Raw genomic sequence first — 24,977 nt, 5'->3', positions numbered from 1 at the left:
AGGGAAAACTGGTGATATTAAATATTAATTCCTTTAACCTGGTTTTTGATACAAACCACAGAAATCTTATTGTGTAAATTTTTTACTCCCTCAACTCTGCCCTTTTCTCTTCAATTTCTTTTTTCAGAATCGAATTGATATCAGTTTTAGTGCCTACAAGTAAATGTATGATTGTCCCATATTCCCTTGCGTTGGGATCGGTGATTGTTCCTATTTCTTCTGATTTTTCGAAAAATGAGATTTCCCGTTCACTAATCCCATCCACGGCTTCGCGCACCAGAATCACATTTTTGATTTCCCGACTTAGGTCTATCCAATTGATATAGTCTGCATTCAAAGTGACAGCTTGCAAGCCCTTGGTTTTGGTGTAAAAATTGATCGCTCCGGCTTGACCGTAGTTGTCGCAGATGATCACTGTATATTCGCTGGTAGGAGCTTTGGAATAAGCCAGATCAACTTTCGCCGCTAACTCTTTCCAGCCAAGCATATCCGCAAAATCCTGTGGCAAATCATGGACTTCCCCATCTTCCCAGCGGTTTTCCATCAAATCAGGGTGACGACTTTGGACTTCTTTGAGGTATTTCGGATCTCCAATCGGAAATGTCATCGGGGCAGCGAGGATAAATAATCCTATTGGAATAATCATCGCAGCTATTTTGACATACTTGCCCCAACTTTTGGAAAGCAAATGTGAAAGATATATTGCTCCAAATACAAAGTGAATAGGGTAGAGGCCTATTGCATAATAGCTCTTGGCTTTGAAATAAGTAAAGATAGCCAACGTGAAAATAGCAGTCCAAAAGAAAATCCGGTATTTGTGAAAAGGTGGGTGTACGAAATAAGAAATCACTGCCAGAAACAGTATGAAACTGGATCCGAAAAAGAAGAATAATTGATCGGTAAGGAAATCGAAGCGATTCACATTCACTAATTGATACTGGCTCAGCATCCGCATGTGCCAGATGACTGGAAAATCATTTTGCCACTGCCAAATCAGATTTGGTAAGGCAATCAAAAAAGCTAATCCAAATGCGGTATAGAAATGTGGGTTTTTGAAAATCTTCCGCTCTGAAGTCAGTAGCAAAGCAGGCAAAAGTCCAAGGACTTGAAATGCGATATTGTATTTATTTAAAATGCCGAAACCCAACCCAACACCTAACCAGTACAACCATTTTTTTCTACCAGATTGGATATAGCAGAGTAAGGAATAGTACACAAATGTCCAAGCCAATATATCAAATGAATTTGGTTGGAAAAGGATATTTAGCCGAGCTAGAGCCGAAAATATCAGGCAGATGGCAGCCAAGGATTGTGCATATAAATCACCCCCTAGTCTTTCTATCGCTTTCCAAACCAGAGTAATGGTCAGAGCTCCAAATAGTGAAGGAAAGAACTTGACCCAAAATTCAGAATTGCCAATCTGGTAAATCAGATGGGAAAACCAAGAAGTAACAGGCGGTACCGAGATATACCCCCAAGCCAAATGATGTGCCTGGTCAAGGTGGAGGTATTCATCCCTATGTAGATCGTAACTTGGGTCTATAAGAAGGTATTGAAGCACGAATTTGATTAGTATGAATCCGAGTAAAAATAGGTTCCGTTGCTTCATAGGGATTTCGAGAATTGGGCGTTATCAGGATGCGCTTTTTATTAAGCTGTTTTGAGGGTATTAAGAGTTAAATATGGTGTTTTCTCTATTGTTGAATTATCCATTTAAAGCCAATCCAGATCTTTTTCAAAAATTTGGATATTGATTAAGTTAATAGATGGGGTTGAGTTAACAATGAATTTAATCCCACCAAAAATAAAAAGTCAGAATTTATAGTTGAATCCATTCGTATTCAACTATAAATATTTATTATTTGCATTCGGGTACTTGAATGTGACCAAAAAATGATCTCCTGCGACGATTAATGCCTACTTGGTCAACTTTTTGTTCCTATGTTAGTGTAATTCAACCACATGAATATCATTACTTTGTTAATTGTTTCCCTTTCAAAGGAAGCAATTATTTGAAAGAATTCGTAATGAGTATGGAATTCAATACCTAAACTTTCAAATGCCCACGAGATACTTGTTGAGATAAAGGTTTAGTTGTTGAATTCAGATGTGTTGGGTTTGAAGTTATTGAAAAGTGGCCTAATTGATGTAGAGGAAAGTTCTGGATAAAGATTTCTTGGGCTTGTCATCATAAAAAGAGATATTTGGTCAGTTTTTAGGGGAAAGGTCTCCCTAATTGTGGGTTTAAGAAGGTATAACTTAGATTCTTTTGATTTAATGAAATTCAAGAGATAATTTTGATACTTAAAAATATAACAAAATAATTTACATGTTTTTTGGCTTATTTTCAGGTTTTATAGAAGTTGAACTAAAGGAGATAAGTGTTATAGAATAGGGACTATTTAAAGATTTGAAAATTTAATTAATAAAATAAAATGATTAGTAATCGCAATTCGTCGGGAAATCAGCTTTTGTTTTTTCTTTTCCTGTCAATTATTTTCTCCTCCTGCTCCAACCGGAACCTCACCTACATGAGTAATTTGGATTTTGATGAAAAGTATCAAACCGTAATAGAACCAGATAGACAAGTGAAAATCCAGTCTGGGGACTTATTGAGGATCAGCTTGAGTAGTCTGCAACCAGAAATGAATGCAATGTTCAATGATCCTTCCACTGACCTTGATTTCAATAAAAGTGTCATTAATAGCATCAATGCTGAGGGATTTTTAGTAGATGAAACAGGGGAGGTCAATATTCCAGTAGTTGGGAAATTGAAATTAGAAGGGCTTACTAAATCACAGGCAACAGAAATAATCGAGAAGGGAATTGAGGAGTATATCGTAGATCCTGTAGTCACGATTCAATTTGCTAATTTTAGAATCACTGTTATTGGAGAAGTTAAAAATCCATCTACATTTTATGTGCCGTCGGAGAATTTAAATATTTTCGAAGCACTGGGATTAGCGGGTGATATGACAGAGTTTGGTCTTCGTGAAGATGTTCGTCTGATTAGAGAATCAGACGGGGTAAGGTCAGTAACTACCTTAGATCTTAACGATAAAGATCTTTTGTCATCACCTTATTATATCCTAAAACAAAATGATATTATATATGTTCAGCCTGACAAGATGAAATCCGTAAAGGTCAGTACAAATGAAAGAAGTATGGTTTTTCTATCATTAGCAATTTCTTTGCTAGTGCCAATCTTATTTAGTTGGCAAGCTATTTTCGGTAATACTAATTGATCTCTGATGGATATTCTGTTAAAATATTATGAGAAAAATTAATAAAGAAGTCAACTCCAACGAGGAGCCGATTAATATCAAACTTGTTCTAAGAACAATTTTAAAAAGTTGGTATCTCTTCCCAATTTTCATCCTCCTTTTCTGCGGGGGTGCTTATATTTATGTCAAGACACTTACCCCTGAGTATTTGATATCAAGTACCATAATTATTAAAGAAGGGGAAAGAAATAATAATGTCACGGAGAATGCCATCATAAGTGATTTAGAGAATATGAAGTCTACTATAACAGTAGAAAATGAGCTTGAAAAGCTTAAGTCTAAATCTTTATTGATGGAAGCAATTATTAAAAATAAAGGATTTATTAATTATTATGTTGACGATGAATTTTTTAAAAAGAAAATCGATCCATTTGAATCTCCAATAGATATTACAGTAGACTCTTTTAGTAAAAGCTTTTTATCAGCATCCGAAACATTTGAAATTCAACCAGTCTCAGAAACTAAATTTGTTTTGATACTTGATGAAGATCAGAAAAAGGAATTTGAATTTGACCAAAAAATAAAAATGTCTTTTGGTGAGATATCAATCCAGAAGAGACCTGCAAGTAATGATTTTGCACCTGAAATAGATAATGTTATAGTAGAATTAGTGAATCCTCAAGTAGCTGCTGAAAATTATTCCAAAGTTTTTGAATTTGAAAACCCTTCAATCAAATCTAGTACTCTTTACATAAGGATGCTTGATTCATCTCCTGAAATGGGTAAGCAAATTATGTCTTCAGTAATAGATGGATATAATCAAAGAATAATTAATCAGAAAAATGAAACGGCCCTTAAAACAATAAATTTCATAAATGAAAGATTGGGGATTGTAAAGGAGGATTTAGAAGAATTTGAAAAATCTGGTGAAGATTTTAAAACCCGCAATAATATCACCGATATCAGCATGAATTCAAAAATTTACCTTGAAAGCACGGCTGAGACTAGGAAGCAAGTGGCAGAAGTTAGTGGCAAAATAGATATTCTCGAATCAATCGAGTTTAATATGAATAATCAGAGCGGGAATTATGACCTAATCCCTGGTGGGTTGGCTGACCTTGATCCTTCTCTATCTGGTTTACTTACTAAATACAATGAACTACAGCGAGAAAGACAAAGAATTATAAGAATTGTTCAACCAAGTAATCCCCAGTTGTTGAGCCTTAATGATCAGATAGTGAATATAAAGTCAAATATTTTGGCTAACATAAGCAGTATCAAATCAAATCTTCTAATTAATAAGCGAAATTACGAGGCGGCTTTAAATGAGAGCAGCTATAAGGCGCAAAGCATACCTGGCATAGAAAGAGAATTGGTTGAGATAAACAGGAATACCGGTCTTAAACAAGAGCAATATCAGTATTTACTCCGCAAGCGGGATGAAGCTGTTCTTGCGTTGGAAATTACAGGTGTTAGCAGTGCACAAATGGTAGATCCACCAATTGCAAGTTTAAAGCCTGTAAAGCCCAATAAACTGATGATTATGGCAGCAGCTTTTGGACTTGGATTATGCTTGCCACTCGGTCTGATTTTTGCAAAATATTTTTTTACTTCCAAGGTGACCTCAAAAAGGGTAATTGAAAAAACTTTAAATGCTCAGATTTTAGGTGAAATTGCAAAAAATGAGCAAAAAGGAGTAATTGCGATTAGTCCCAAAAGTATATCCCCTGCTGCGGAGCAACTTAGGATGATCCGAAGTAATTTGAAGTTCCAAACAGGTGATGATAACAAGGTAATAATGGTATCATCCTCAATGTCTGGAGAAGGTAAAACATTTTTCTGTCTTAATTTAGCTACTACTCTTAGTATCGTAGACAAAAAAGTGGTAGTAGTTGATTTTGACCTTAGAAGACCTAGTATTTTTAAATCTTTAAATATTAAAACCAAACTTTCTCTTTTTGATTATTTAAATCAGGACATCAAAGATGTCAGAGAAATTATATCACCTTCTGGAGTTAATGATAATATGGATATAATTGGTTCAAATAAATCAATAGAAAATGCTTCTGAAATTATTAGTACAGAAAAAATAGTAAAACTTATTGATAGTTTAAAAAAATCGTATGATCATATAATTATTGATACTTCCCCAATAGGATTGGTGGCAGATGCGTATTCCTTAAGCAAGATTGCTGATTTAATGGTGTTTGTAGTTAGGATGAATTATACTAGAATCGATAATTTAGAATCATTGGCTGAAATCATTGACAAGAAAATTTTTAAACAAAATTTTGTGGTATTGAATGATTCTAATAAATACTTTGGAAGTAAATTCGGTTATGGATATTACTCCGGGAAAGACAAGGATGTAGTTTCAGTTAGAGCATAGTGCATATAGTAGTAAGTAATTTTTAATGATCAAACGAATTTTGAATTTTTTCTCTAATATCCCAAGTCTAGGAGTAGCTTCAAATAGGCTTTCAGCAGCTTTCAAAGATGGAGACAGGTCTTCATTGGTAATCAAAAATATTATTAATTCCATAGGGATTAAGGGAGTCGGTATATTGATTTCATTGATTTTAATACCACTCTCTATAAATTATGTAGGAGCTGTTAATTATGGTATTTGGTTGACTATTAGTTCCGTAGTAGGCTGGATGAACCAGTTTGATTTTGGAATGGGAAATGGTTTACGTAATAAAATTACTGCCGAATATGCTCAGAAACGATATGTAGATGGAAAAATCTATGTAAGTACGACTTATGCCGTTTTAGCACTTATAGCTGCTGTATTTTTTGTGTTCTTTTTGATCGTCCACACTTTTGTTGACTGGACTGAATTTTTCAACACGCCACTTGAATTGACAAGTACGGTGAATTTAATAGTGGTAATTGTTTTAGTTTGCTTTTGTGCCCAGTTCGTTCTCCAAATTATATCTGTTTTACTAACAGCTGTTCATCTTGCCTATAAATCAAATATAATACAGACCATAGCATTGGTCATCTCATTAATGGGAGTTCTTTTTTTAACCTATTTCACGGAAGAGAGTTTGATTTATTTGGTTCTTGTATTAGCATTTTCTCCGGTAGTTTCTCTTGCTATTTATACTATTTATTATTTCACACATGATCTTTCAGTTTTTAAACCTGATCTCAAGAGAATTGATTTTAAAAAGTCGAAAGGCTTATTTAGTGTTGGTTGGTTATTTTTTATAGTGCAGTTAGGAAGTTTGATGCTATACCAAACTAGCAATATTATCATTGCAAAAGTTCTAGGCTTGGAAGAAGTTTCAGTTTTTAACGTCGTTTATAAATATTTCACTGCTTTATTCATGATAATTACCGTTATCTTGAATCCCTACTGGAGTGCGTTTGCAGATGCATATGAATTAAAGGATTATGTATGGATGGAAAAAAGTTTAAAAAACCTTCGGAGAATATTTTTATTGTTTTTTGTGCTTAATGTAATCTGTGTGGTTGTATCTCCATTTGTATTTAACTTATGGCTTGGCGATTCTTTGTTAGTTCCATTCTCTGTCACTTGGACATTGGGGATTTATTTCATTGCATATTTCTGGTACAATATTCATGTAACCTTTATTTATGGAGTCGGAAAACTTTACCTTCAGGTGGTGTCTATTGTTTTAGCAGCATCAATTAATGTTCCGCTATCAATATATTTAGGTGGGATATATGGACTGCCTGGAGTAATTTATTCTAATATTATTGTATTCACCTTCCTCGGACTGATTACGTACATTCAGGTTCAAAAAATAGTTAATAAAAAGGCTATTGGATTTTGGGATAAGTGAAATTAGTTTTTACAAATTTATTTTGATCCTTTATAATTATTGATAATGAAAATTGCAGTTTTACTGACTTGTTTTAATAGGAAGGAGAAAACTTTAAAATGTTTGGAGAATTTGTACTCCCAATCTTCTTTAGAAAATTATGAGATGCAAGTTTTTTTGACGGATGATAATTCCAAAGATGGTACAGGCATAGCCGTGCAAGAAAGGTTTCTTGAAGTAAGTGTTTTGTATGGTAATGGAACCCTTTTTTGGGCTGGGGGAATGCGGAATTCATGGAGGGCTGCTCTTGCTACTGGTGTGGACTTTGATTTCTTTTTACTTTTAAACGATGATACTCAGATTTTTAGTGACACGTTAGAGAAATTGATCAAGAGTAATCAGAAAATGAAACTTGCCAATCAAATTTCAAATATTACCATCGGAACAACCACTGATTTTACAGATGGTAAATTTACGTATGGCGGGTTTAAGCTTTACTCTCCGCATAAACTCAAACACATTCTTGTTAATAGTGTGTCTCATGAGCTGGATTGTGATTTTGGATGTGCTAATATTATGCTTGTTCCTAGCGAAATCACTAGCTCTATTGGTATTCTTAATGAGAAATATATTCATGGAATAGCTGATTTTGATTATACCTTGATGGCCAAAAAAGCTGGATTCGATGTTTGGGTTGCACCAGGTGTGTTGGGCAATTGCAATTATGATCAGGTAAGGAATTGGAAATCTATGGATTCTAAACTTTCAGAAAGGATTGAATTTTTGTATAGCCCAAAAGGCTTGCAATATAAAGAATACATGTTTTTTCTTAAAACCCATTTTCCTAGGGAAGTCCCTTCAATGTTTCTTAAATTTTGGGTTAAGACGCTGTTCCCTTTGATTTATGATAAATTCAAAGTTGAGAGGCAAGAAGTTATAATTGAGCAAGGACCCTGATTACATCAATAAGGAAAGTCGGATTCATTTCTAAACCTAGTAAATGTAACTCCTAATTCTAACACATTTTAGAATCCCAATCCTCAAAATAGGGAAGAAGTAGGCTAAAGTGAGGATCATGGAGCAATTTGTAGCTTCAGATTACCTTATGCTCAAAAGCATGCATAAAATCCATATTTCGCTTAAATTTAACTTGATTCCCTAGTTACCGAATATTCCTATTTTAAAATTATCGATTTAATTTTTGACTCGAATATTTTTATTTAACTTTGATTCGCAGGTGTTTTTGAATACATTATTTTGTATTATATAATTCATACATTCTTATAACTAATTTTTAAATTTATTCAGATGAAAGCAGTGATTTTAGCGGGAGGCTTTGGCACCCGAATTAGTGAAGAAAGCGGTGTAAGGCCTAAGCCAATGGTGGAAATTGGTGGTAAACCGATTCTCTGGCATATTATGAAAATCTATTCTTCTCATGGGATCAATGATTTTGTCATTTGTTGCGGCTACAAGGGATACATGATAAAAGAGTATTTTGCCAATTACTTTTTACACATGGCAGATGTAACTTTTGATATGGCTAATAATTCTATGGAAGTCCACAGGAAGAAATCCGAGCCATGGAAAGTAACTTTGGTGGATACAGGTGAAAATGTAATGACCGGGGGAAGAATTAAGCGTGTTGCAGAACATATAAAAGATGAAGCATTTTGTCTAACCTATGGTGATGGCGTATGTGATATAGATATCAATGCATCCATTGCTTTTCATAAATCCCAAAATGCAACCGTCACACTGACTGCAGTTCGTCAGCCCGGTCGATTTGGTGCTTTTACGCTAGATAATGAGGATTCCAAAATTGAAAGCTTTAGAGAAAAACCTACTGGAGACGGTAGGACTAATGCTTGGATAAATGGTGGGTTTTTTATTGTAGAGCCCTCTGCATTGGATTTCATTTCAGATGATAATACAGTTTGGGAAAAAGAACCTTTAGAGGAATTGGCTAAAAGCAATCAGCTGTCTGCCTACAGGCATACTGGATTTTGGCAGCCTATGGATACACTTCGGGATAAGCATCTTCTCGAAGAGCTTTGGGATGCAGGGAAAGCTCCTTGGAAAATTTGGTAATCAATTTCATATTTTTAAGTAATGCCACAAGCTCATCAGATGTTAGAAGTATTCTCTCAGGTAAGAAAGTCCTTATTACCGGTCATACAGGTTTCAAAGGTTCATGGTTGTCATTATGGCTAAAACAGAAGGGAGCCATACTCTATGGGATATCCAAAGATATTCCTACTCAACCCTCTTTGTTTGGAGCATTAGAACTAGAAAAGGAGATGGAACACATCCTAATGGATATCAGGGACCTTTCTTCGATTAAATCAGAAGTTAAAAGAATTTCTCCTGACTTTATTTCACATGACAGCCCACCTATAGTGTCCTTGTCTTATTTGCACCCTATTTAAATCATTACTACTAACGCCATAGGTAGTTCTGATATAGTTAAATCATTACGAGGTTTGGACCAAAAATGTGTCGTCACTTTCATTACCTCAGAAAAATACTATTAGGACGGTCTGAACTATAAAAAGACAGACATGCTTTGAGGCAAGGACAACTACAGTGACTTTAAGGCAGCTGATGAAATTGTATTCTATTCGTACTACGATTCCTTTTTCAAGAAACTGCCAATATCAAAATGTCCTCTGAGATCAGGTTTTGAAATAGGAGATGGAGTTTGGGAAGCGGATAGGATTGTTTTGGATTGTATGAGGTCATGGCCCACGATTTTGGACTTAAAGTTAATCCATTATGCCACTGATTAAAGTAACTGTATGGTGGATACCATTCACAATTATGATTTTATAAAATATATGTCCGCTTTCTTGCCATTAGCCAAATTTAATTCTATTTGATCTCGAGTCAGTTAGACATGGTTCGATAGGCTCAGCAACAGTAGCTCGATTGACCGATTAAGATTGAAAATAGGAAGAGGGGGGGAATGCGGCGCCGCCGCATTCCCCCCTCTTCCATCTAAAAAATCAGAACCGGGTGGCTGAGCTAAGTCGAAGCCTTATTTGGTTTATTTCAAACTACTGGCAGAATTGCGGATAATCATTTTTTAGAGGTGACCATTTAGTATCATACAATCGAGGAAATAACTAGTTTGTCTGCTGAAACCATCCTTTTTATCAAAATATGGAAAATAGTTTGCTTTGACTGAGATCTATTTATTCGATAAGAATATTCATTTAAGTAGCGCTCAATATGTTTTTTACTTACCCATGAGTAGGTTGTTCTGATCCAGGATTTGACTTGATGGATCAGGTTGTGTAAGGCGATGAAATTAAACCCAAATTTACTGGGGATTTGGGTGATAGAATACCCTTCTCTAATTGGACGATAACCTTTCCATTCGTACGTTGTGATTAGAGCATCTTTGGAGACATGCCTTTAGAAGATGGGGGTGCTATTTGGCTGAAAAATCCTTGATCTGCAAGGCATAAAACCGCTTAACTTTCCCTGAATCAGTCAATTCAACTGCACAGACAACCTTTTTCTTCTTTCCCCCGTACCCTCTGACTACGTGTCTTGTTTCCTTGCCTCCGACAACAAACTCGCCTACATGCACCGTTCCGGTGAGGGGTTGAGATTCGCTGGATTTCATGGCCTCACGCACTTCCTGCATACAAATCCCTGATTCCACTACAATTCACTGAGGTATTTTTTAAAATGTTCTTCAGTTTTGAAGCGTTGATTAAACTCTATGATGCCTAGTCCTTTAAAAATGTTCATTTCCTTGATTTGAGATAGGATATTATATGAATTTAAATGGTCACCTCAGTCATTTTTTATAAAAATGTTTTTTAAAGTGGATTTTTAGGCACACTCACATCGCAATAAACTTCAAAAGTGATCTGAGAACATTTAGAATGGTCTTGGAAGTAAAGCTTCAGAAGTGCCTCTATGAGTTTTGTTATAATCTGAGCACAAAAAACTTTAGAGAAAGGTTCTTTGATAGACTATTTATTGCGTCAATTCAACCCTACTTGCAAAATAGCGGATAACCATATCAGACAATATTTAAATTATCTTCACTTTCATTTAAAATAAAATTTTTCCAAAAAATTGGCTCATATTTCTCCCATGCGTGACAGCCAAAAGGTAAAACCTTTCCATTTAGTTCATATAAATAACTACAATTTGTCTCCATTGCAAATTTTGAAGCTTCAATGGGGGAAGGGGTTCTTATTAAGTTCAATTCTTTCGAAAAGAATAATCCAATCATGAGATCATCCTTAGGGACTTTTAACAGTTTATTGTAAGGAATATGAAATTTATATCCGGTTAATGAACTCAAAAACTTTTGTGAAATCAATCGAATTTTATCCCCTTTTAGAAATACCTCTTTATTTTTGATTATACTCTCATAGGTTATTTTTTTCTCCCAATTTTCCAACACTTCCAATATTTTATTTGGAGCTCTTAAAGAAAATCCACCATTTCCAACACCACTTAACTTATTTGTTGTTGTTCTTTCAAAGTCTTCAAAAAATGGAGAGCCTATGAAATCATAATTTTTTGAGACCCAATGCCTTAGATCATCTCTAAAAACATAACAATCCAATTGATAAAGAAGAATGTGGTCATAGTCTTTATAAAAGTTGTAAAAATCTTCCGAAAGAAGATACTTACTATAATTATCCGCTCCTTTCAAAAGTTCACCCGGTACTAAATGGGTTTTGGCCCCAACAGCATGCTCCAAATAAAGGCTTAGGTCAATATTATTCGGTCCAAAAAGAATTAAATCATGTTTGCCCAAAATACTAACACATCTCTTTAAGGATAAAATTTCATTTGCACTTAATTTGCTTTTATAAAAGCTAATTAGAACTCCTATTTTTTTCATGATTTAAAAATTTAAAATAAAAATTAGTTTGAATTTAATGAAATTAAATAAATAAGTCTGTTCGGAATGCTACATGTACTCATTAGAAACAGAGGTTTAAAGTTTTTTTGAATTGATTCCCTCCCACGCGGCTGAGGGCTCGTGGGATTTATATTCCAATTAAATTTAAAGACAACATCTACGTTCATGATTATGAATATTTTTGTAAATATATGATTATACGCAATCCTGCAAAAGGTTGATTGACTCAATATCTAGCCTTTGAAACAATTTATCACCAAAATATCTTTTGTTTAGCTTTTAATAGCAATCATCTAGGCAGTTATGAAAAAACTTACTGATTCCCTTCTATATTTTCACATCCCTCTTTAAATTGTTTATTGCCGTATAACCCATTTTAGATTGAATTTTCCTTAACATTGACACCTATGAAATCGGTGAAGTTATCATAGGTGGTACTTTCATCGGTCTGGGCCACGGCATTCTTATTAATCAGCCCTTTGTTAAGTTTTTCCGCGGCTTGGGCTTTCAGGTTTTCAATTTTCTTCATCTTGAAATATCTACAGATCTTAGTCAATTTACCATTTGTAATATCTTTCCAGAACCGTAGACTCAGCCGTCGTTGCCCAAGATCCATGGCTTTGACATAGCCTGTCTTTATTTAATTTGGTTACAGAGAGAATTCCATATATTAACACTAAAAGTAAAGGTTTTGGGGAAATATTTATTTTATTCGATTAAATTTTTCAAAAAAAGATTGTGGCCGTAAGATTATTAAAATCTATTCATGACACCAACCCAACTCCGCTTGTAAAAAAAAACTTATAATGATCCTAGGTGGACTGTAGACCGATGCTACGACTTCGCTCAGGACGGGAGACGGGTGACCGAAGTACCTCAATTCTTGAGTTTTCCATCTGTTAGGGTCTCTTGAATGCTACAAACAGAAAAGTGGAAATACACAATTAATAAAAATCGGAAATTCCTTCGCAAATCTTTGGTAAAATCCCATTGATATATTTTGTGTAATTTTAAGGATAAGGTACAGGAGTTTCAGAAATTCTGACCTTTTCGATTAAGAGAATTTTATTTGGGACCCTCTGTAGATTAATAATGCAGTTTCTTGCTGATTTGAAAAAATAAATTTTAAATTCGTTCATTAGGAATGCGAAACGACACTTTTACCTTTTATTGGATTAGTCTATGCGATTTTTTTTAAAATTAATTGTGATTAAGCCCTGTTTTTGTGAATGAATTCTTCAAGAAGATTATTCGAGGCTTTTTCCTTAACGGAAACCTATTTTTGAAAATAATTACTCAAATATTTAAACTAAATCAATTGTATGGCAACAAAAATCGAATCGAATCCAATTTTAGTAGAAGATTTAGAATACATTTTTAATAAGCTTTCTGAAGCTGAAAAGGAGAAATTTCAGGGTTCGACAGTTTTAATTACCGGGTGTGCTGGGTTTTTGGGATATTATTTTATGCATTTCTTGAATTCTTATTCTGAGAAACTTGGAATCAAAAAAATCATAGGTCTGGATAATTTTCTCACTGGATCCAAAGATTGGTTGGTTAGGTTATCAGAAAATAATCCAAAGGTAGACCTACACACTTTTAACATCATCTCAGATGACCCCGCTTCGATACCTGAATTAGCAGATGCGGATTTGATTATCCATGGTGCTTCTATTGCATCTCCTACTTTCTACAGGATTTATCCACTTGAAACTATCGATGCAAATATTACTGGTCTCAGACGTTTATTGGACTTTTATGTCCCTAAAAAAATCAAGGGTTTTTTGTTTTTTTCCAGTAGTGAAATTTATGGTGATCCGTTTCCTGAATTTATTCCAACTTCCGAAACCTATCGGGGTAATGTTGCCACGATGGGACCAAGGGCTTGTTATGATGAGGCAAAGAGATTTGGCGAAACGCTTTGTTATGTTTTCAATGAAAAATTCAATATGCCAATTTCCATAGCGAGACCTTTTAACAACTATGGTCCTGGTATGAATATTCATGACAAAAGACTTCCTGCGGATTTTGCGAAATGTATCCATGAAGGTAGAAATTTAGTTATGTTTTCTGATGGAAAACCCACCCGGACATTCTGCTATATCTCTGATGCAATCACCGGATATTTAAAAGTCTTATGCCATGGCAAATTAGATGTTTTTAATATTGGAGTAGAAAAACCGGAAATTTCCGTTCGTGAATTTGCTGAACTTTTTATTACTAATGCAAAGGAAGTTTATGATTATCAGGGAGAGGCAATTTTTCAAACTTCGGATGATAGTGAATATTTGACTGACAATCCAAATAGAAGATGTCCTGATATTAGAAAAGCCAAAGAGATATTGAATTATAGTCCTGAGATTCTTGTCCAGGATGGTGTGAAACGCTTTTTAACATTCTTAAAAATTAATGAAGGTAAATTATGAATATAACTGTACTCGGACTTGGATTTGTTGGTTTGACTACCAGTCTTGGTCTTGCCAAAAAAGGTTTTAAAACTTACGGTTTTGATATCAATGAATCGAGGTTAGCTAGTTTGAAAAAGCATCATGTTCCTTTTTTTGAACCACATCTCAAAGATATTTTAATCGAAACTTTAGGCAGTTCTTTTCTGCTCGATGTGCCTTTTGAAGATGCAATAAAAAATAGTGACGCAATTTTTTTGTGTGTTGGAACACCTGAAAAGGCAAATGGAAGCGCAGATTTAACCTATCTACTCAATGGGATTGAGCAAATATTGAATGTCCCGACAGAAAAATTTCAAGTATTGATTACAAAGAGTACCGTCCCGCCATCGACTTTATCTAAAGAAGTAATTCCCTTTGTCAATCAGAAACTTGCAGAAAATCCAAGTCGCAAAGTAGGATTTGCATCAAATCCAGAATTTTTGAGAGAAGGATATTGTTGGGAAGATTTTATCAGTCCGGACCGGGTTGTGATTGGAGTAGAAGATGAACAGTCGAAAGAAATACTCGATAAAGTCTATCAGCCCTTCGGTGCACCCATTCATTATGTAAATTACAATACGGCAGAATTCATCAAATATCTATCCAATACAATGCTTTCAACCATGATCAGTTATGCAAATGAAATGTCAATGATCGCAGGTGCAATTGGGGATATTGAAATTAAAAAAGCATTTCAGATTTTGCATGAAGACAAGCGATGGTTTGGTAATCCTGCAGGCATAAGAAGTTACGTTTATCCTGGTTGTGGATATGGTGGATATTGTCTTCCAAAGGATACGGCGGCCCTAGTAAGTGTAGCAGAAAAAAACGGATATTCACCGGCAATGCTAAAAGCCAATCTTCACGTCAACAAAGAAATTAAACCATTTTTGGTGGAGCAGATTATTGCTGAGGTTAGCCCAAACACAAATTTGGGGATCTTAGGCTTGTCCTTCAAGCCAAATTCAGATGATGTCAGGATCACGCCACCAAAAGAAATTATTAAACAGTTATTGGAAAAAGGGTATAGCAACATTTTTGCATACGATCCAATTTCCAATGAAGAATTTAAAAATCACTATCCCGATTTGCCAATCACCTATTTAGCTACTTTGGATCAACTATATGATAAAGTGGATTGCATGGTCTTGTTAACTGGTTGGAATGAATTCAAAGAAAAGAAGGAACAACTGCAAAAAAAGAAAGTGTTTGATTTTAGATATACACTATAATGGAGGTATTTGAAACAAATCTAAAAGGCTGCTTTGTACTAAAACCAAAGACTTTTACAGATTCAAGAGGAGCTCTGACAAAAATATTTCACAAGCCTACATTTGAAGCTTTAGGCATGCCAGTCAATTTTCCTGAAGAATATTATTCAGTTTCCTCTAAGGGTGTTGTAAGAGGTTTACATTTTCAAATTCCTCCAGATGATCATGCCAAATGCGTTTCTTGCTTGTATGGGAGTATTTTCGATGTGGTAGTAGACATAAGAAAATCTTCCCCCACATTCGGTCAATATTATAGCCTTGTACTAGATTCTCGGAGTCCTGCTCTTTTATATATTCCATCTGGAATGGCACATGGATTTGTAGCGTTAGAAGAAAGCAGTATATTCCTCAATCGTACTACTACCGTTTACAGCCAAGAGTGTGATAGCGGTATAAGATGGGATTCTTGTGGTATAGATTGGCCTGAAATGGAATATATAGTTTCGGATAAAGACCAAAAAATGCCTAGTTTAAAAGATTATGATTCTCCATTTTAAACAAAATTTATAAAAATCGATTCATATATTGAAATTTCAAATATCGTGTCTTTATCCGCTTCTTCCCAAAGAAAGGTTTTTCGATCAATTTGAAATTGTTTAGGTCGTCGATTATCGATTTAATTTTCATAACTGAGAAAGCATTAAGTTAGGTAAGATTATAGGTAATAAAAAAAATCTTTATGGCACAATTAAATATGATGTTAGAAGTATTTTCCGGAAAAAGAGTTCTAATTACTGGCCATACTGGTTTTAAAGGCTCATGGTTATCATTGTGGTTAAACCAGTTGGGCGCTAAAGTGTATGGAATATCAAAAGACATTCCAACACAACCTGCATTGTTTGAAGTATTAGAACTTGAAAAGGAACTGGAGCACATAGTGTTGGATGTTAAGGATTTATCCTCATTAAAGTCTGAAATAAAAAGAATTGCCCCTGACTTTATATTTCACATGGCAGCACAAGCCATCGTCTCTTCGTCCTATATAGATCCCTTAGAAACCTTTCAAACCAATGCTATAGGAACAGGGAATGTATTGGAAGCCATCCGGAGTTTGGAGAATAAATGTGTAGCCATTTTTATTACCTCAGACAAGTGCTACGAAAATGTTGAATGGGTTTGGGGATATAAAGAAACAGATATGCTTGGAGGCAAGGATATATACAGTGGTTCCAAAGCGGCTGCAGAAATTGTCATCAATTCTTATTATAATTCTTTTATTAAACACTTGCCTCATATTAAAATGGCCTCAGTAAGAGCAGGAAACGTGATAGGAGGAGGAGATTGGGCACCTGATAGGATTGTGCCTGATTGCATGAGGTCATGGAGTCAATCTGAAAAGGTAGAATTAAGAAACCCAGGTGCAATCCGTCCCTGGCAACATGTTCTCGAACCATTGAGTGGCTATTTAAGTGTAGCTGCAGAGTTGTGGAATGGCGGAGAATTTAATGGAGAGAGGTATAATTTTGGTCCTCCCTCAGAGAATAGTATTACGGTGATGGAACTTCTTGGAAGATTGAGCAAAAGTTGGGGCTTTGAAAATGTAAACGAAGCTTTTTTCGAGACAGGTGAATTTAAATTTTCTGAAGCTGGATTGTTAAAGCTTAATTGCGATAAAGCAATGTTTGATTTAAAATGGCAACCGACTCTCAATTTAGATGAGTTGGTTCAATTTACTGGTGACTGGTATTATATGTTTTATAATAAACCAGAAGATGTAATTGCCTTTACCAAGCAACAAATTTCGGATTATGAAAGAATAGCATCTGATAGGAAAATCAAATGGTCAGTTTTAGATAAAGTTTCAATTTCTGATTAACCGATTGTGTTTACGAAACAAAAATGAAGCATTTGGTTTAGAAATTATTTTTTGAAAATTGCTTAAAACCAATAAGCTAATTTTGTTTGTAATGAACTTCCAAAAAAAATTACTTATCTAATATTTCAGATAATCTGAATATTATTATAAATATTAAAAAAATAGAAAAATGATAATAGTAGATACCGCCTTGAAAAATAGGGAAATAAATAAAAATCCGATAAAGGTAGGTATGATTGGGTCGGGAGAGATGGCAAAAGGTATGATTAATCAAATTATGCATTACACCCCTGGAATGACTGTAGCGGCCACTTATAATCGTACTCCTGGAAGAGCAGTTGATGTTTATAAAGCATTAAACATTCATAATTATCTAGTCACAGACGATTTGGGAAAGGCTAATCATGCTATATCTAATGGAATATCTGTGATCACAGGAGACATGGATCTTTTTTTGAGTCTTGGCGATGTGGAAGTTGTCGTAGAATCCACCGGAGCAATTGAATTTGGAGCAGATACCATTCTCAAAGCTTTCGAAAAAGGTAAACACGTCTTATCATTTAACGCAGAACTGGATTCCACTTTAGGCCCTATTCTTTATCATAAGGCAAAACAATTCGGTGTTAAATATGCACTTGGAGATGGCGATCAACCTGGAGTTACAATGAATCTCTATAGGTATGTAAAGGGAATGGGGTTTGAGCCTTTGGTCTGTGGAAATGTAAAGGGTATGCTGGATTATTACCGAACCCCCGCAACCCAAAAAGCTTTTGCAGATTCATGGGGTATGTTACCTGAAATGGCCACAAATTTTGCTGATGGTACAAAAGTAGCATTTGAGCAATCCTGTATTGCTAATGCCACCGGAATGCGGGTAGCTAAAAGGGGGATGCTAGGTTATGAATCTACAGATCATGTTGATAATTTAACCCATTTATTTAAGGTAGATCAACTAAGAGAGTGGGGAGGCATTGTAGAATATATTGTTGGTGCAAAACCTTCCCCAGGAGTTTTTGTTTATGCAGCTGCAAAAGATTCATATTCGACAAAGTACCTGAAATATGGAAAGTTGGGTTCAGGACCTCTCTATAGCTTTTATGTACCATATCATCTTCTGTTTTTTGATATCGCAAGTTCAATTGCAAGATTGATTGATTTCGATGATCCCGTGATTGTACCTTTAGGTGGATCCATTGTAGATGTGGTCACCACGGCAAAATGTGATTTGAAACCTGGAGATGAATTAGATGGAGTGGGCGGATTTAAGGCCTATGGCCTTTGTGAAAATCATGATCAGGCTATGTTAGAGAACCTTCTGCCAATGGGACTATCAGAAGGTTGTGTGGTAAAAAATAATGTTCCGAAAGATAAAGTTCTGACTTATGATGATGTAACAATTCCTTCAAATAGACTTTGTGATAAATTAAAATCGGAGCAGATTACTTCATTTAAATAATAAATCAAAATAAATTGTGATGATTAAAAATAGATTCTTTATTAACAAACTTCAAAATTATGTAGATACCACAGAAATTTAATTTATGACTTATTTATTCTAATAACTACGGGATCTCATGTTATTTTTTTATGATCTAGCTTCCGAGTGCTTTTTGAAAATTTTTAACTTTTATCGAATTTTTCAACCCCCACCCACATTATTAAAGATATATGTACAAAAAGAACTTAATTCTCCATGAGGAAGTAAAAAATTTGTTAAAATCGGACTATCCACAACCAAAGGATGTGGCTTTGACCCCGATTTTTGCTAAGCACCACAAATTTTTCTCAACCGCATATGCGTTTCGCGCAAAGCCCCACAAGAACATGACCACGCCCAAAGGACGTGGATTTTTGAGTTACATTAAAAATTAAGAACACTTACTAAACAGCACCTCGTTAATGATAGGAGAACAACTTCTGATATGGTAAAATAATGAATTTAAACTCATCTTCTTTATCTAACTCAACCTTCCCCCAAAGCTGTTGGCTTTGAGTTAATCCTTGTTGCCATTCTGAATAGTATCTGTCTAGGGGATAATCACCATTAAAATTTTCCTAATTTTAATACCTTTTGCATAAATATCAATATAAAAATTTCAAAAAAGGCTTCTATTTTTTACTGTAAAAATTAATTGCATTCCTTAGTTTTGTCTCTTCTTCCTCATTTTCATCTTCTTCTTCATCTTCCTCTTCAATTTCTGAAAATCTTGGTAAAAATAGAAATATTAAAGTGATTGGTAAGATTAATAGTGGTTCTCCAAAATTCATGACTAAGATTATGAAAATAATATACAATGAGAACTCTAATTTCTGATAATGAATGTAAATAAAATTTCCAATTCGGTAAAATAGAAATATCAATCCAATCATACCAAACTTGGCAATAAAATCTATTATTCCATTTGAGATGTTAAATTTGCTAATTTCAACACCATATACACTACTTTTGACATTGATGTATGCGTTACTAACACCAAATATTAATTGATGTCCAAAATTTCTGTATAAAAAAACACCACTTGCAAATCTATTCAATTTAACTTCTCCTTCATTTTCAGTAAAATAATCCAATCCGTTTATGATCATCTCATAATCATCCAGAGCCTTCACGTCGTCCTGATAGGTTTGTATAATTTTATCCCCTAGAAATGGAAGTGAGAAAAATAACACTATTCCAACTGCAAATCCCAATATCATCTTGATACTTATTATTCCTCCATTAACACGATAATAGAGGAACATTAAAACTCCAAAAGCTAAATATGCTGTCGTTGAAATTGTAGTTAAAATTGATACAGCAAGAATTTTAGAGTTTCTATCAAATTTGAAATTATTTTTCATAAAATGAAACAATAATCCAATAGTTAAAAAACAACCAAAAGCTCCTGGTTCCCATACAAACCCAGAATTTCTTATAGAATGAAGCTTATCATATGTGAATATTAAGAAGTTGGAATAAGTTTCGCTGTTGCCTGGATATGGAAATATATTATGAAATATTATGCCTATCCGAAACAATACTTCCCCGCCCCCTAGTAATTGAAATATATATAGGATCAATGATATTTTTGCAAATTTTATTATTACTTCAGATATAAGAATTGTAGCGTTTCTTTTGAAAACAATACAAAAGATAAAAGCTAAAAGTATATACTTCAGAAGGAAAAAAATGTCACTTAATAGATAGTTAATATCAAGTTTATTAAAGAATACATTTCTGAAAATAATATAGACTATATATATAATAGTGAAGCCAACAAAAACATAAAGATCTGATACATAAATTCTTCTTTTGTATAGGCCGTATGAAAGGCACGAAATAGAAAATATGAACCAAAAAATATCATAATAGGTCAAAAATGTAGTTTTTGCAGCTATTATCAGAAAAAATGCTGAAAAAAAATAATCAAATTTGGTTTTTTCCATTTGTAAGTATTAGGTTATCTGAATTAATTATAAGTACAAATTCCCAAAATCATTACCTAATCATTTGGATTTTAAATTTTCCTAAATTTTATCTACTTTAAGATCGTCAAAAAATAAAATAAAATCCGATAATTTTTAAAAAAAAAAAATACCGAATTTTATAATGTAATTAGTACTGTTTAATCAAAAATTTGAAATTGATGCTAAGTTTTAATTTATTTTTGAAAAACCCTTATGTAATCAACAACCATTTCCTGTGGAAAAACAGTGCTGTTGTCAGGGTTGCCTGGGAATTGTCCACCTACTGCCAAATTTACATTTATATGGAATGGTTTAGTAAATGTATCATTCATTGAAGAATCGATAGTTTTTTCAAAATAAACTTGATCATTAAGCAGCCATTGAACTTTCGTAGGTTCCCAGATTATGGAAAAAACATGGAATTGATCATGGAAAATACCACTTTTTAAAGAGGTGAAATCACTAAAGGTCTCAACCTGATTAGGGGTTCCATATATAATTTTCCCTATTAAGGTGTTATCTCTGCCTTCCATATCTCCTCCTCTTAACTCCAGCAGACTAATGTGGCCGGGAGTTGGCCAGCTAACTTCTTTAATGTTATCCCCTAATAACCAAACTCCAGCCCATAATCCTTGGCCTTTAGGTAATTTGGCTCTGACATCAATTCTCCCAAATGTAAATGAAAATGTATCAAGTGTGCTAATCCTTCCAGATGTATATGAAGATTGTCCTTGTATTTCTTCCTTGGCCGTGATCACAAGGTTACCGTTCTGGATTTTAATGTTGTTTTCATTGTAGTTTTGAAGTTCCCCATTACCCCATCCACAAGCATCTGGACATCCGTTTCCCTGAACAAACTCCCATTCTTCATCAAAATTGACCGAGTTGAATTCATCGTCAAATATTTTAGTATATCCCTCATATGAGATAGGGCTGGTGCAAGGGTCACATGTAACCACTAGTTCTTGTTTTTCAAGGCACGAACTTATTACAAAGATCATGATTGGGAAAATCAGGATCTTTTTCTTTTTGTTAAATTTGAAAACTATTGAGTTAAAGTTTCTTAGTATGAACTTATCCATGGGTATTATTAATTGGTGGAAATTGAAATTTATTCTCCTTTTCTAACAAATGTATAAATTATTTGCATATGAAAATAAATTGATTTTATATGAATAATTTTATTTTTTAGGGTTTTCTGATGCATGCTAATATCCATTAATCAAATTTACTTTGAAACTTTTTTGTAAAAAAATATCGTTTTATCAATTCAAAAACCAATTTTTTTTTTCAAATCTATTTAAATCTAGCATATATTGGGTCTTTTTAATTCAGAGATGTCCTCTTTGATAGAGGCTTTTTACTAGCCATATGGGAAGGCTCTTTTTGCTATTTTTTTTTGAAAGGTAATACATTTCCGGAATGACTATTCTGATTGGATCAGCTGGTTTTAGCTTTCCGTATCAAAGCATTTATTTTAGTTTTTTTTAATTCTAAATTTTATTGGTTAAAACTTTAGGATTTGGACTTTCTGTAGTTAATTAACTATGTGCTCTTTTTGACAGTAAATTTCCGCAGGAATGGGAGGTCAAAATTTTGGGACTGATTTAAGAAGCTAGTTCATTTTATCTAAGTTGTAAATGCTCCAAAGATTTCCATGATAGTCATTGATGGAAGCCTTGGTAGGAGAGGGCGTCATATAAACTATTCAAAAGTATGCCAAAACTGATAACTAAGCTATGTTTTCAAAATTAGTAGAATGAATGTATATGCATGAGAAGGAAAAGTGGATGTAGGAAGACCAATAGAATGATTATTGTTTCGTATCGAGATTTTTTGAGTCATACTAAATAGGTAATGTTTTCTTTTAAGCTGTAAAACAATTCATTACCGATTTGAAATCATTTTTTTAGATAATAGAAAGAGCTTCCTTTTTTAAGGAAGCTCTTAATTCATTCGTCAGTATGTTAACTTATATGTTGCTGTTCAGTGGAGCTAGCTTAGGTTTTCCTGACCTAGGCAGCTAGTAAAATTTCCTATATTAATCTTACTCATATTTCGAGGTGTTCATTATTTTTTTATTATAAACTTCTTACTCGAAATGTTATTTCCATTGCCAGATACTTGTAGTACATAAACACCATTTATCAAATCGGAAACATCAATTGTTACCATTGATTCTTCAGGCCTTGCTTTGAAAGTTCGCTGTACGTTACCATCCATGGATATCACTCTAAATTCGAAATCATAGACACCATCTAAATTTGTAAAGATTACATTAAGGATTTCTGTAGTTGGGTTTGGACCGATTACATATTCCAGTTGAATGTTGTTGATGTCTTTCCGAGCCTTTAAAATTACTGGCGCAGAATAGACAGATGAGCCTCTAGCATCAACTGCTCTAGCAATTAACTGGTGGTCTCCATCTGGAATATTCTTCCATTGGTAACTGTAGGGCTGCATTTCAGAGCTTCCCAATTTTTCGCCATTTAGGATATACTCTACGAATTCAACTTTGTTTTCAAATTCCAGTAATTCTACATTAAGATCTAAGTTTTCTCCTGATTGGATTTCTTTTTTATTGCTTGGAGATAACAATTTTACCGACGCTTGATTCCTTTTCAAAACTTTTATTGGAACTGTGTTCGATAAGCTTTCGGTTCCGTCAGCAAAAATCAGTTTAGCTGACAAGTTATGATCACCTTTTGGAGCATTTGTCCATGTAAAATCATAAGGTGCAGAAGTTGAGCTTCCAATCACTATATCTTCCCGGAAATAATCTACTCGATTGACAGGATTGCTGTTCTCTGGAATTTGTATCCTTATGGAGATACTTTCCCCTCCATTGAATACAGCATCCTTGATTGGATCTATAATTTGGAAGATTGTCTGGGTTTTTTTCTTCACTAGAATAGACACAGATTCTGATATTTTAAATTTGTTAGGGTCTTCTCCAATTGCTTTTGCAGTAATAGTGTGTTGAGTTGAAGCTGGAGTTTGCCATGTGAAACTAAATGGGCTGACGCTCGAAGAGCCTATGAGTTGGTCACCACTATAGTATTCTACATTTTTCACGAATTCGTCAGATCCTTGGAACATGATCATTAGATCAATACTTACACCCTCATCGAATTCTTGGTTAGTAATAGGAGTAACTATTAATATTTCTGGTATAACAACTTCAATAGGATTGACTGTAGACTCATCTTCCTTTACATTAATAGTGACTTCAGTCGAAACGGTTGTTGTTCCTTTGTTGTCAGTTGCCTTTGCAGTCAGGGAGAAGCTTCCAACTGGAAGATTTGCCCAGGTAAAGCTGTACGGTGAAGTAGTGTCAGTTCCCAAAAGCGTGTTTCCATTATAGAAATCGACTTTGGCAATTGTTCCGTCCTCATCTGAAGCGTTGGCAGTGATGCTAAGGTTATCTCCCTGGATGAACTGGGAGTTTGCACCCGGAGCGGTGATATTCACTATCGGAGCGACATTTGCTTTTTCTCCGACATTAATATCGACAGCGGTTGAAACTGTAGTCGTTCCTTTGTTGTCAGTAGCCTTTGCAGTCAGGGAGAAGCTTCCAACTGGAAGATTTGCCCAGGTAAAGCTGTACGGTGAAGTAATGTCAGTTCCCAAAAGCGTGTTTCCATTATAGAAATCGACTTTGGCAATTGTTCCGTCCTCATCTGAAGCGTTGGCAGTGATGCTAAGGTTATCTCCCTGGATGAATTGGGAATTTATGCTAGGAGCAGTGATATTCACTTTCGGAGCCACATTAGCTTTTTCAATGACATTAATTACTATAGGAGCTGAAACAGTTGCTGTTCCTTTGTTGTCAGTTCCTTTAGCTGTGATTGAGAAGCTTCCAACAGGAAGATTAGCCCAGTCAAAGCTGTATGGAGAAGAAGTGTCAGTTCCCAAAAGCGTGTTTCCATTATAGAAATCGACTTTGGCAATTGTTCCGTCCGCATCCGTAGCGTTGGCAGTGATGTTAAGGTTATCTCCCTGGATGAACTGGGAGTTTGCACCCGGAGCGGTGATATTCACTATCGGAGCGACATTTGCTTTTTCTCCGACATTAATATCGACAGCG

The 24,977-nt window shown here is 34.5% G+C and carries 16 protein-coding genes and 2 pseudogenes; 11 read left to right on the top strand and 7 right to left on the bottom strand.

Annotated elements, in window-relative coordinates; all coding sequences use genetic code 11:
- Positions 1-82: 82 nt before the first annotated feature.
- The gene (locus SYJ56_RS20280) at positions 83-1,609 is read right to left on the bottom strand and encodes a glycosyltransferase family 39 protein (RefSeq protein ID WP_323837362.1); all 1,527 of its coding nucleotides are present in this window, start codon (positions 1,607-1,609) and stop codon (positions 83-85) included.
- Positions 1,610-2,435: 826 nt separating this feature from the next.
- On the opposite strand from SYJ56_RS20280, the gene SYJ56_RS20275 reads away from it, so the two are divergent.
- The 6 genes from SYJ56_RS20275 (at position 2,436) to SYJ56_RS25980 (ending at position 9,444) form a co-directional block, all read left to right on the top strand.
- The gene (locus tag SYJ56_RS20275) at positions 2,436-3,245 is read left to right on the top strand and encodes a polysaccharide biosynthesis/export family protein (RefSeq protein ID WP_323837360.1); all 810 of its coding nucleotides are present in this window, start codon (positions 2,436-2,438) and stop codon (positions 3,243-3,245) included.
- Between the two features lie 28 nt (positions 3,246-3,273).
- Positions 3,274-5,613 carry a GumC family protein gene (locus SYJ56_RS20270; RefSeq protein WP_323837358.1) on the top strand — a complete coding sequence of 780 codons (2,340 nt, stop codon included), beginning with the start codon at positions 3,274-3,276 and terminating at the stop codon, positions 5,611-5,613.
- Between the two features lie 124 nt (positions 5,614-5,737).
- Positions 5,738-7,036, top strand: a complete 1,299-nt coding sequence (locus SYJ56_RS20265) for a lipopolysaccharide biosynthesis protein (RefSeq protein ID WP_323837356.1) — start codon at positions 5,738-5,740, stop codon at positions 7,034-7,036.
- A gap of 45 nt (positions 7,037-7,081) precedes the next feature.
- Entirely contained in the window at positions 7,082-7,972 is an 891-nt protein-coding gene (locus SYJ56_RS20260; protein ID WP_323837353.1) for a glycosyltransferase family 2 protein, read from the top strand.
- Between the two features lie 351 nt (positions 7,973-8,323).
- Positions 8,324-9,106: a glucose-1-phosphate cytidylyltransferase gene (gene rfbF, locus SYJ56_RS20255; protein ID WP_323837351.1), complete on the top strand. Its 783-nt coding sequence runs from the start codon at positions 8,324-8,326 to the stop codon at positions 9,104-9,106.
- Complete coding sequence (locus SYJ56_RS25980) at positions 9,070-9,444, top strand: GDP-mannose 4,6-dehydratase (protein WP_416377820.1); 375 nt, start codon at positions 9,070-9,072, stop codon at positions 9,442-9,444. The genes rfbF and SYJ56_RS25980 overlap by 37 nt, the downstream gene beginning before the upstream one ends.
- Before the next feature lie 676 nt (positions 9,445-10,120).
- On the opposite strand, the pseudogene SYJ56_RS20250 reads toward SYJ56_RS25980, so the two are convergent.
- The 3 genes and pseudogenes from SYJ56_RS20250 to SYJ56_RS20240 form a co-directional block, all read right to left on the bottom strand.
- Positions 10,121-10,667, bottom strand: a pseudogene (locus tag SYJ56_RS20250) (IS1595 family transposase); the annotation flags it as partial.
- 384 nt (positions 10,668-11,051) lie between these two features.
- Positions 11,052-11,888 (bottom strand): DUF5672 family protein, encoded by an 837-nt coding sequence (locus SYJ56_RS20245; RefSeq protein WP_323837349.1) that lies wholly within the window; start codon positions 11,886-11,888, stop codon positions 11,052-11,054.
- 216 nt (positions 11,889-12,104) lie between these two features.
- A pseudogene (locus SYJ56_RS20240) lies at positions 12,105-12,556 on the bottom strand (IS1595 family transposase); the annotation flags it as partial.
- 675 nt (positions 12,557-13,231) lie between these two features.
- On the opposite strand from SYJ56_RS20240, the gene SYJ56_RS20235 reads away from it, so the two are divergent.
- From SYJ56_RS20235 to SYJ56_RS20215, 5 genes are all read left to right on the top strand, one after another.
- Positions 13,232-14,335 carry an NAD-dependent epimerase/dehydratase family protein gene (locus SYJ56_RS20235; RefSeq protein WP_323837348.1) on the top strand — a complete coding sequence of 368 codons (1,104 nt, stop codon included), beginning with the start codon at positions 13,232-13,234 and terminating at the stop codon, positions 14,333-14,335.
- Positions 14,332-15,588 (top strand): UDP-glucose dehydrogenase family protein, encoded by a 1,257-nt coding sequence (locus tag SYJ56_RS20230; RefSeq protein WP_323837346.1) that lies wholly within the window; start codon positions 14,332-14,334, stop codon positions 15,586-15,588. Before SYJ56_RS20235 ends, SYJ56_RS20230 begins: the two co-directional genes overlap by 4 nt.
- Positions 15,588-16,124: a dTDP-4-dehydrorhamnose 3,5-epimerase gene (gene rfbC, locus SYJ56_RS20225; protein ID WP_323837344.1), complete on the top strand. Its 537-nt coding sequence runs from the start codon at positions 15,588-15,590 to the stop codon at positions 16,122-16,124. The genes SYJ56_RS20230 and rfbC overlap by 1 nt, the downstream gene beginning before the upstream one ends.
- Before the next feature lie 182 nt (positions 16,125-16,306).
- Positions 16,307-17,443 carry a CDP-glucose 4,6-dehydratase gene (rfbG, locus tag SYJ56_RS20220; RefSeq protein WP_323837342.1) on the top strand — a complete coding sequence of 379 codons (1,137 nt, stop codon included), beginning with the start codon at positions 16,307-16,309 and terminating at the stop codon, positions 17,441-17,443.
- A 169-nt stretch (positions 17,444-17,612) separates the two neighbouring features.
- A complete protein-coding gene (locus SYJ56_RS20215) occupies positions 17,613-18,899 on the top strand; it encodes an NAD(P)H-dependent oxidoreductase (protein WP_323837341.1) in 1,287 nt (428 codons plus the stop codon).
- Positions 18,900-19,552: 653 nt separating this feature from the next.
- Here the strand turns inward: SYJ56_RS20215 and SYJ56_RS20210 are convergent.
- The 3 genes from SYJ56_RS20210 to SYJ56_RS20200 form a co-directional block, all read right to left on the bottom strand.
- Positions 19,553-20,869 (bottom strand): hypothetical protein, encoded by a 1,317-nt coding sequence (locus SYJ56_RS20210; RefSeq protein ID WP_323837340.1) that lies wholly within the window; start codon positions 20,867-20,869, stop codon positions 19,553-19,555.
- A 215-nt stretch (positions 20,870-21,084) separates the two neighbouring features.
- On the bottom strand, positions 21,085-21,972 hold the full coding sequence (locus SYJ56_RS20205) for a glycoside hydrolase family 16 protein (protein ID WP_323837339.1): 888 nt from the start codon (positions 21,970-21,972) through the stop codon (positions 21,085-21,087).
- A 988-nt stretch (positions 21,973-22,960) separates the two neighbouring features.
- Positions 22,961-24,977: Ig-like domain-containing protein (locus SYJ56_RS20200; RefSeq protein WP_323837338.1), on the bottom strand; the 2,017-nt coding region annotated here is incomplete at its 5' end.

Source organism: Algoriphagus aurantiacus, from assembly GCF_035156405.1.
Lineage (GTDB): Bacteria > Bacteroidota > Bacteroidia > Cytophagales > Cyclobacteriaceae > Algoriphagus > Algoriphagus aurantiacus.
The sequence above is the reverse complement of the archived record's forward strand: the minus strand, read 5'-3'. Positions and strand labels throughout refer to the sequence as shown.

Excerpts from the sequence above, each read along its gene's own strand:
- SYJ56_RS20280 (WP_323837362.1), bottom strand. The coding sequence starts at position 1,609 with ATGAAGCAACGGAACCTATTTTTACTCGGATTCATACTAATCAAATTC.
- SYJ56_RS20275 (WP_323837360.1), top strand. The coding sequence starts at position 2,436 with ATGATTAGTAATCGCAATTCGTCGGGAAATCAGCTTTTGTTTTTTCTT.
- SYJ56_RS20270 (WP_323837358.1), top strand. The coding sequence starts at position 3,274 with ATGAGAAAAATTAATAAAGAAGTCAACTCCAACGAGGAGCCGATTAAT.
- SYJ56_RS20260 (WP_323837353.1), top strand. The coding sequence starts at position 7,082 with ATGAAAATTGCAGTTTTACTGACTTGTTTTAATAGGAAGGAGAAAACT.
- rfbF (WP_323837351.1), top strand. The coding sequence starts at position 8,324 with ATGAAAGCAGTGATTTTAGCGGGAGGCTTTGGCACCCGAATTAGTGAA.
- SYJ56_RS20245 (WP_323837349.1), bottom strand. The coding sequence starts at position 11,888 with ATGAAAAAAATAGGAGTTCTAATTAGCTTTTATAAAAGCAAATTAAGT.
- SYJ56_RS20235 (WP_323837348.1), top strand. The coding sequence starts at position 13,232 with ATGGCAACAAAAATCGAATCGAATCCAATTTTAGTAGAAGATTTAGAA.
- SYJ56_RS20230 (WP_323837346.1), top strand. The coding sequence starts at position 14,332 with ATGAATATAACTGTACTCGGACTTGGATTTGTTGGTTTGACTACCAGT.
- rfbC (WP_323837344.1), top strand. The coding sequence starts at position 15,588 with ATGGAGGTATTTGAAACAAATCTAAAAGGCTGCTTTGTACTAAAACCA.
- rfbG (WP_323837342.1), top strand. The coding sequence starts at position 16,307 with ATGGCACAATTAAATATGATGTTAGAAGTATTTTCCGGAAAAAGAGTT.
- SYJ56_RS20215 (WP_323837341.1), top strand. The coding sequence starts at position 17,613 with ATGATAATAGTAGATACCGCCTTGAAAAATAGGGAAATAAATAAAAAT.
- SYJ56_RS20210 (WP_323837340.1), bottom strand. The coding sequence starts at position 20,869 with ATGGAAAAAACCAAATTTGATTATTTTTTTTCAGCATTTTTTCTGATA.
- SYJ56_RS20205 (WP_323837339.1), bottom strand. The coding sequence starts at position 21,972 with ATGGATAAGTTCATACTAAGAAACTTTAACTCAATAGTTTTCAAATTT.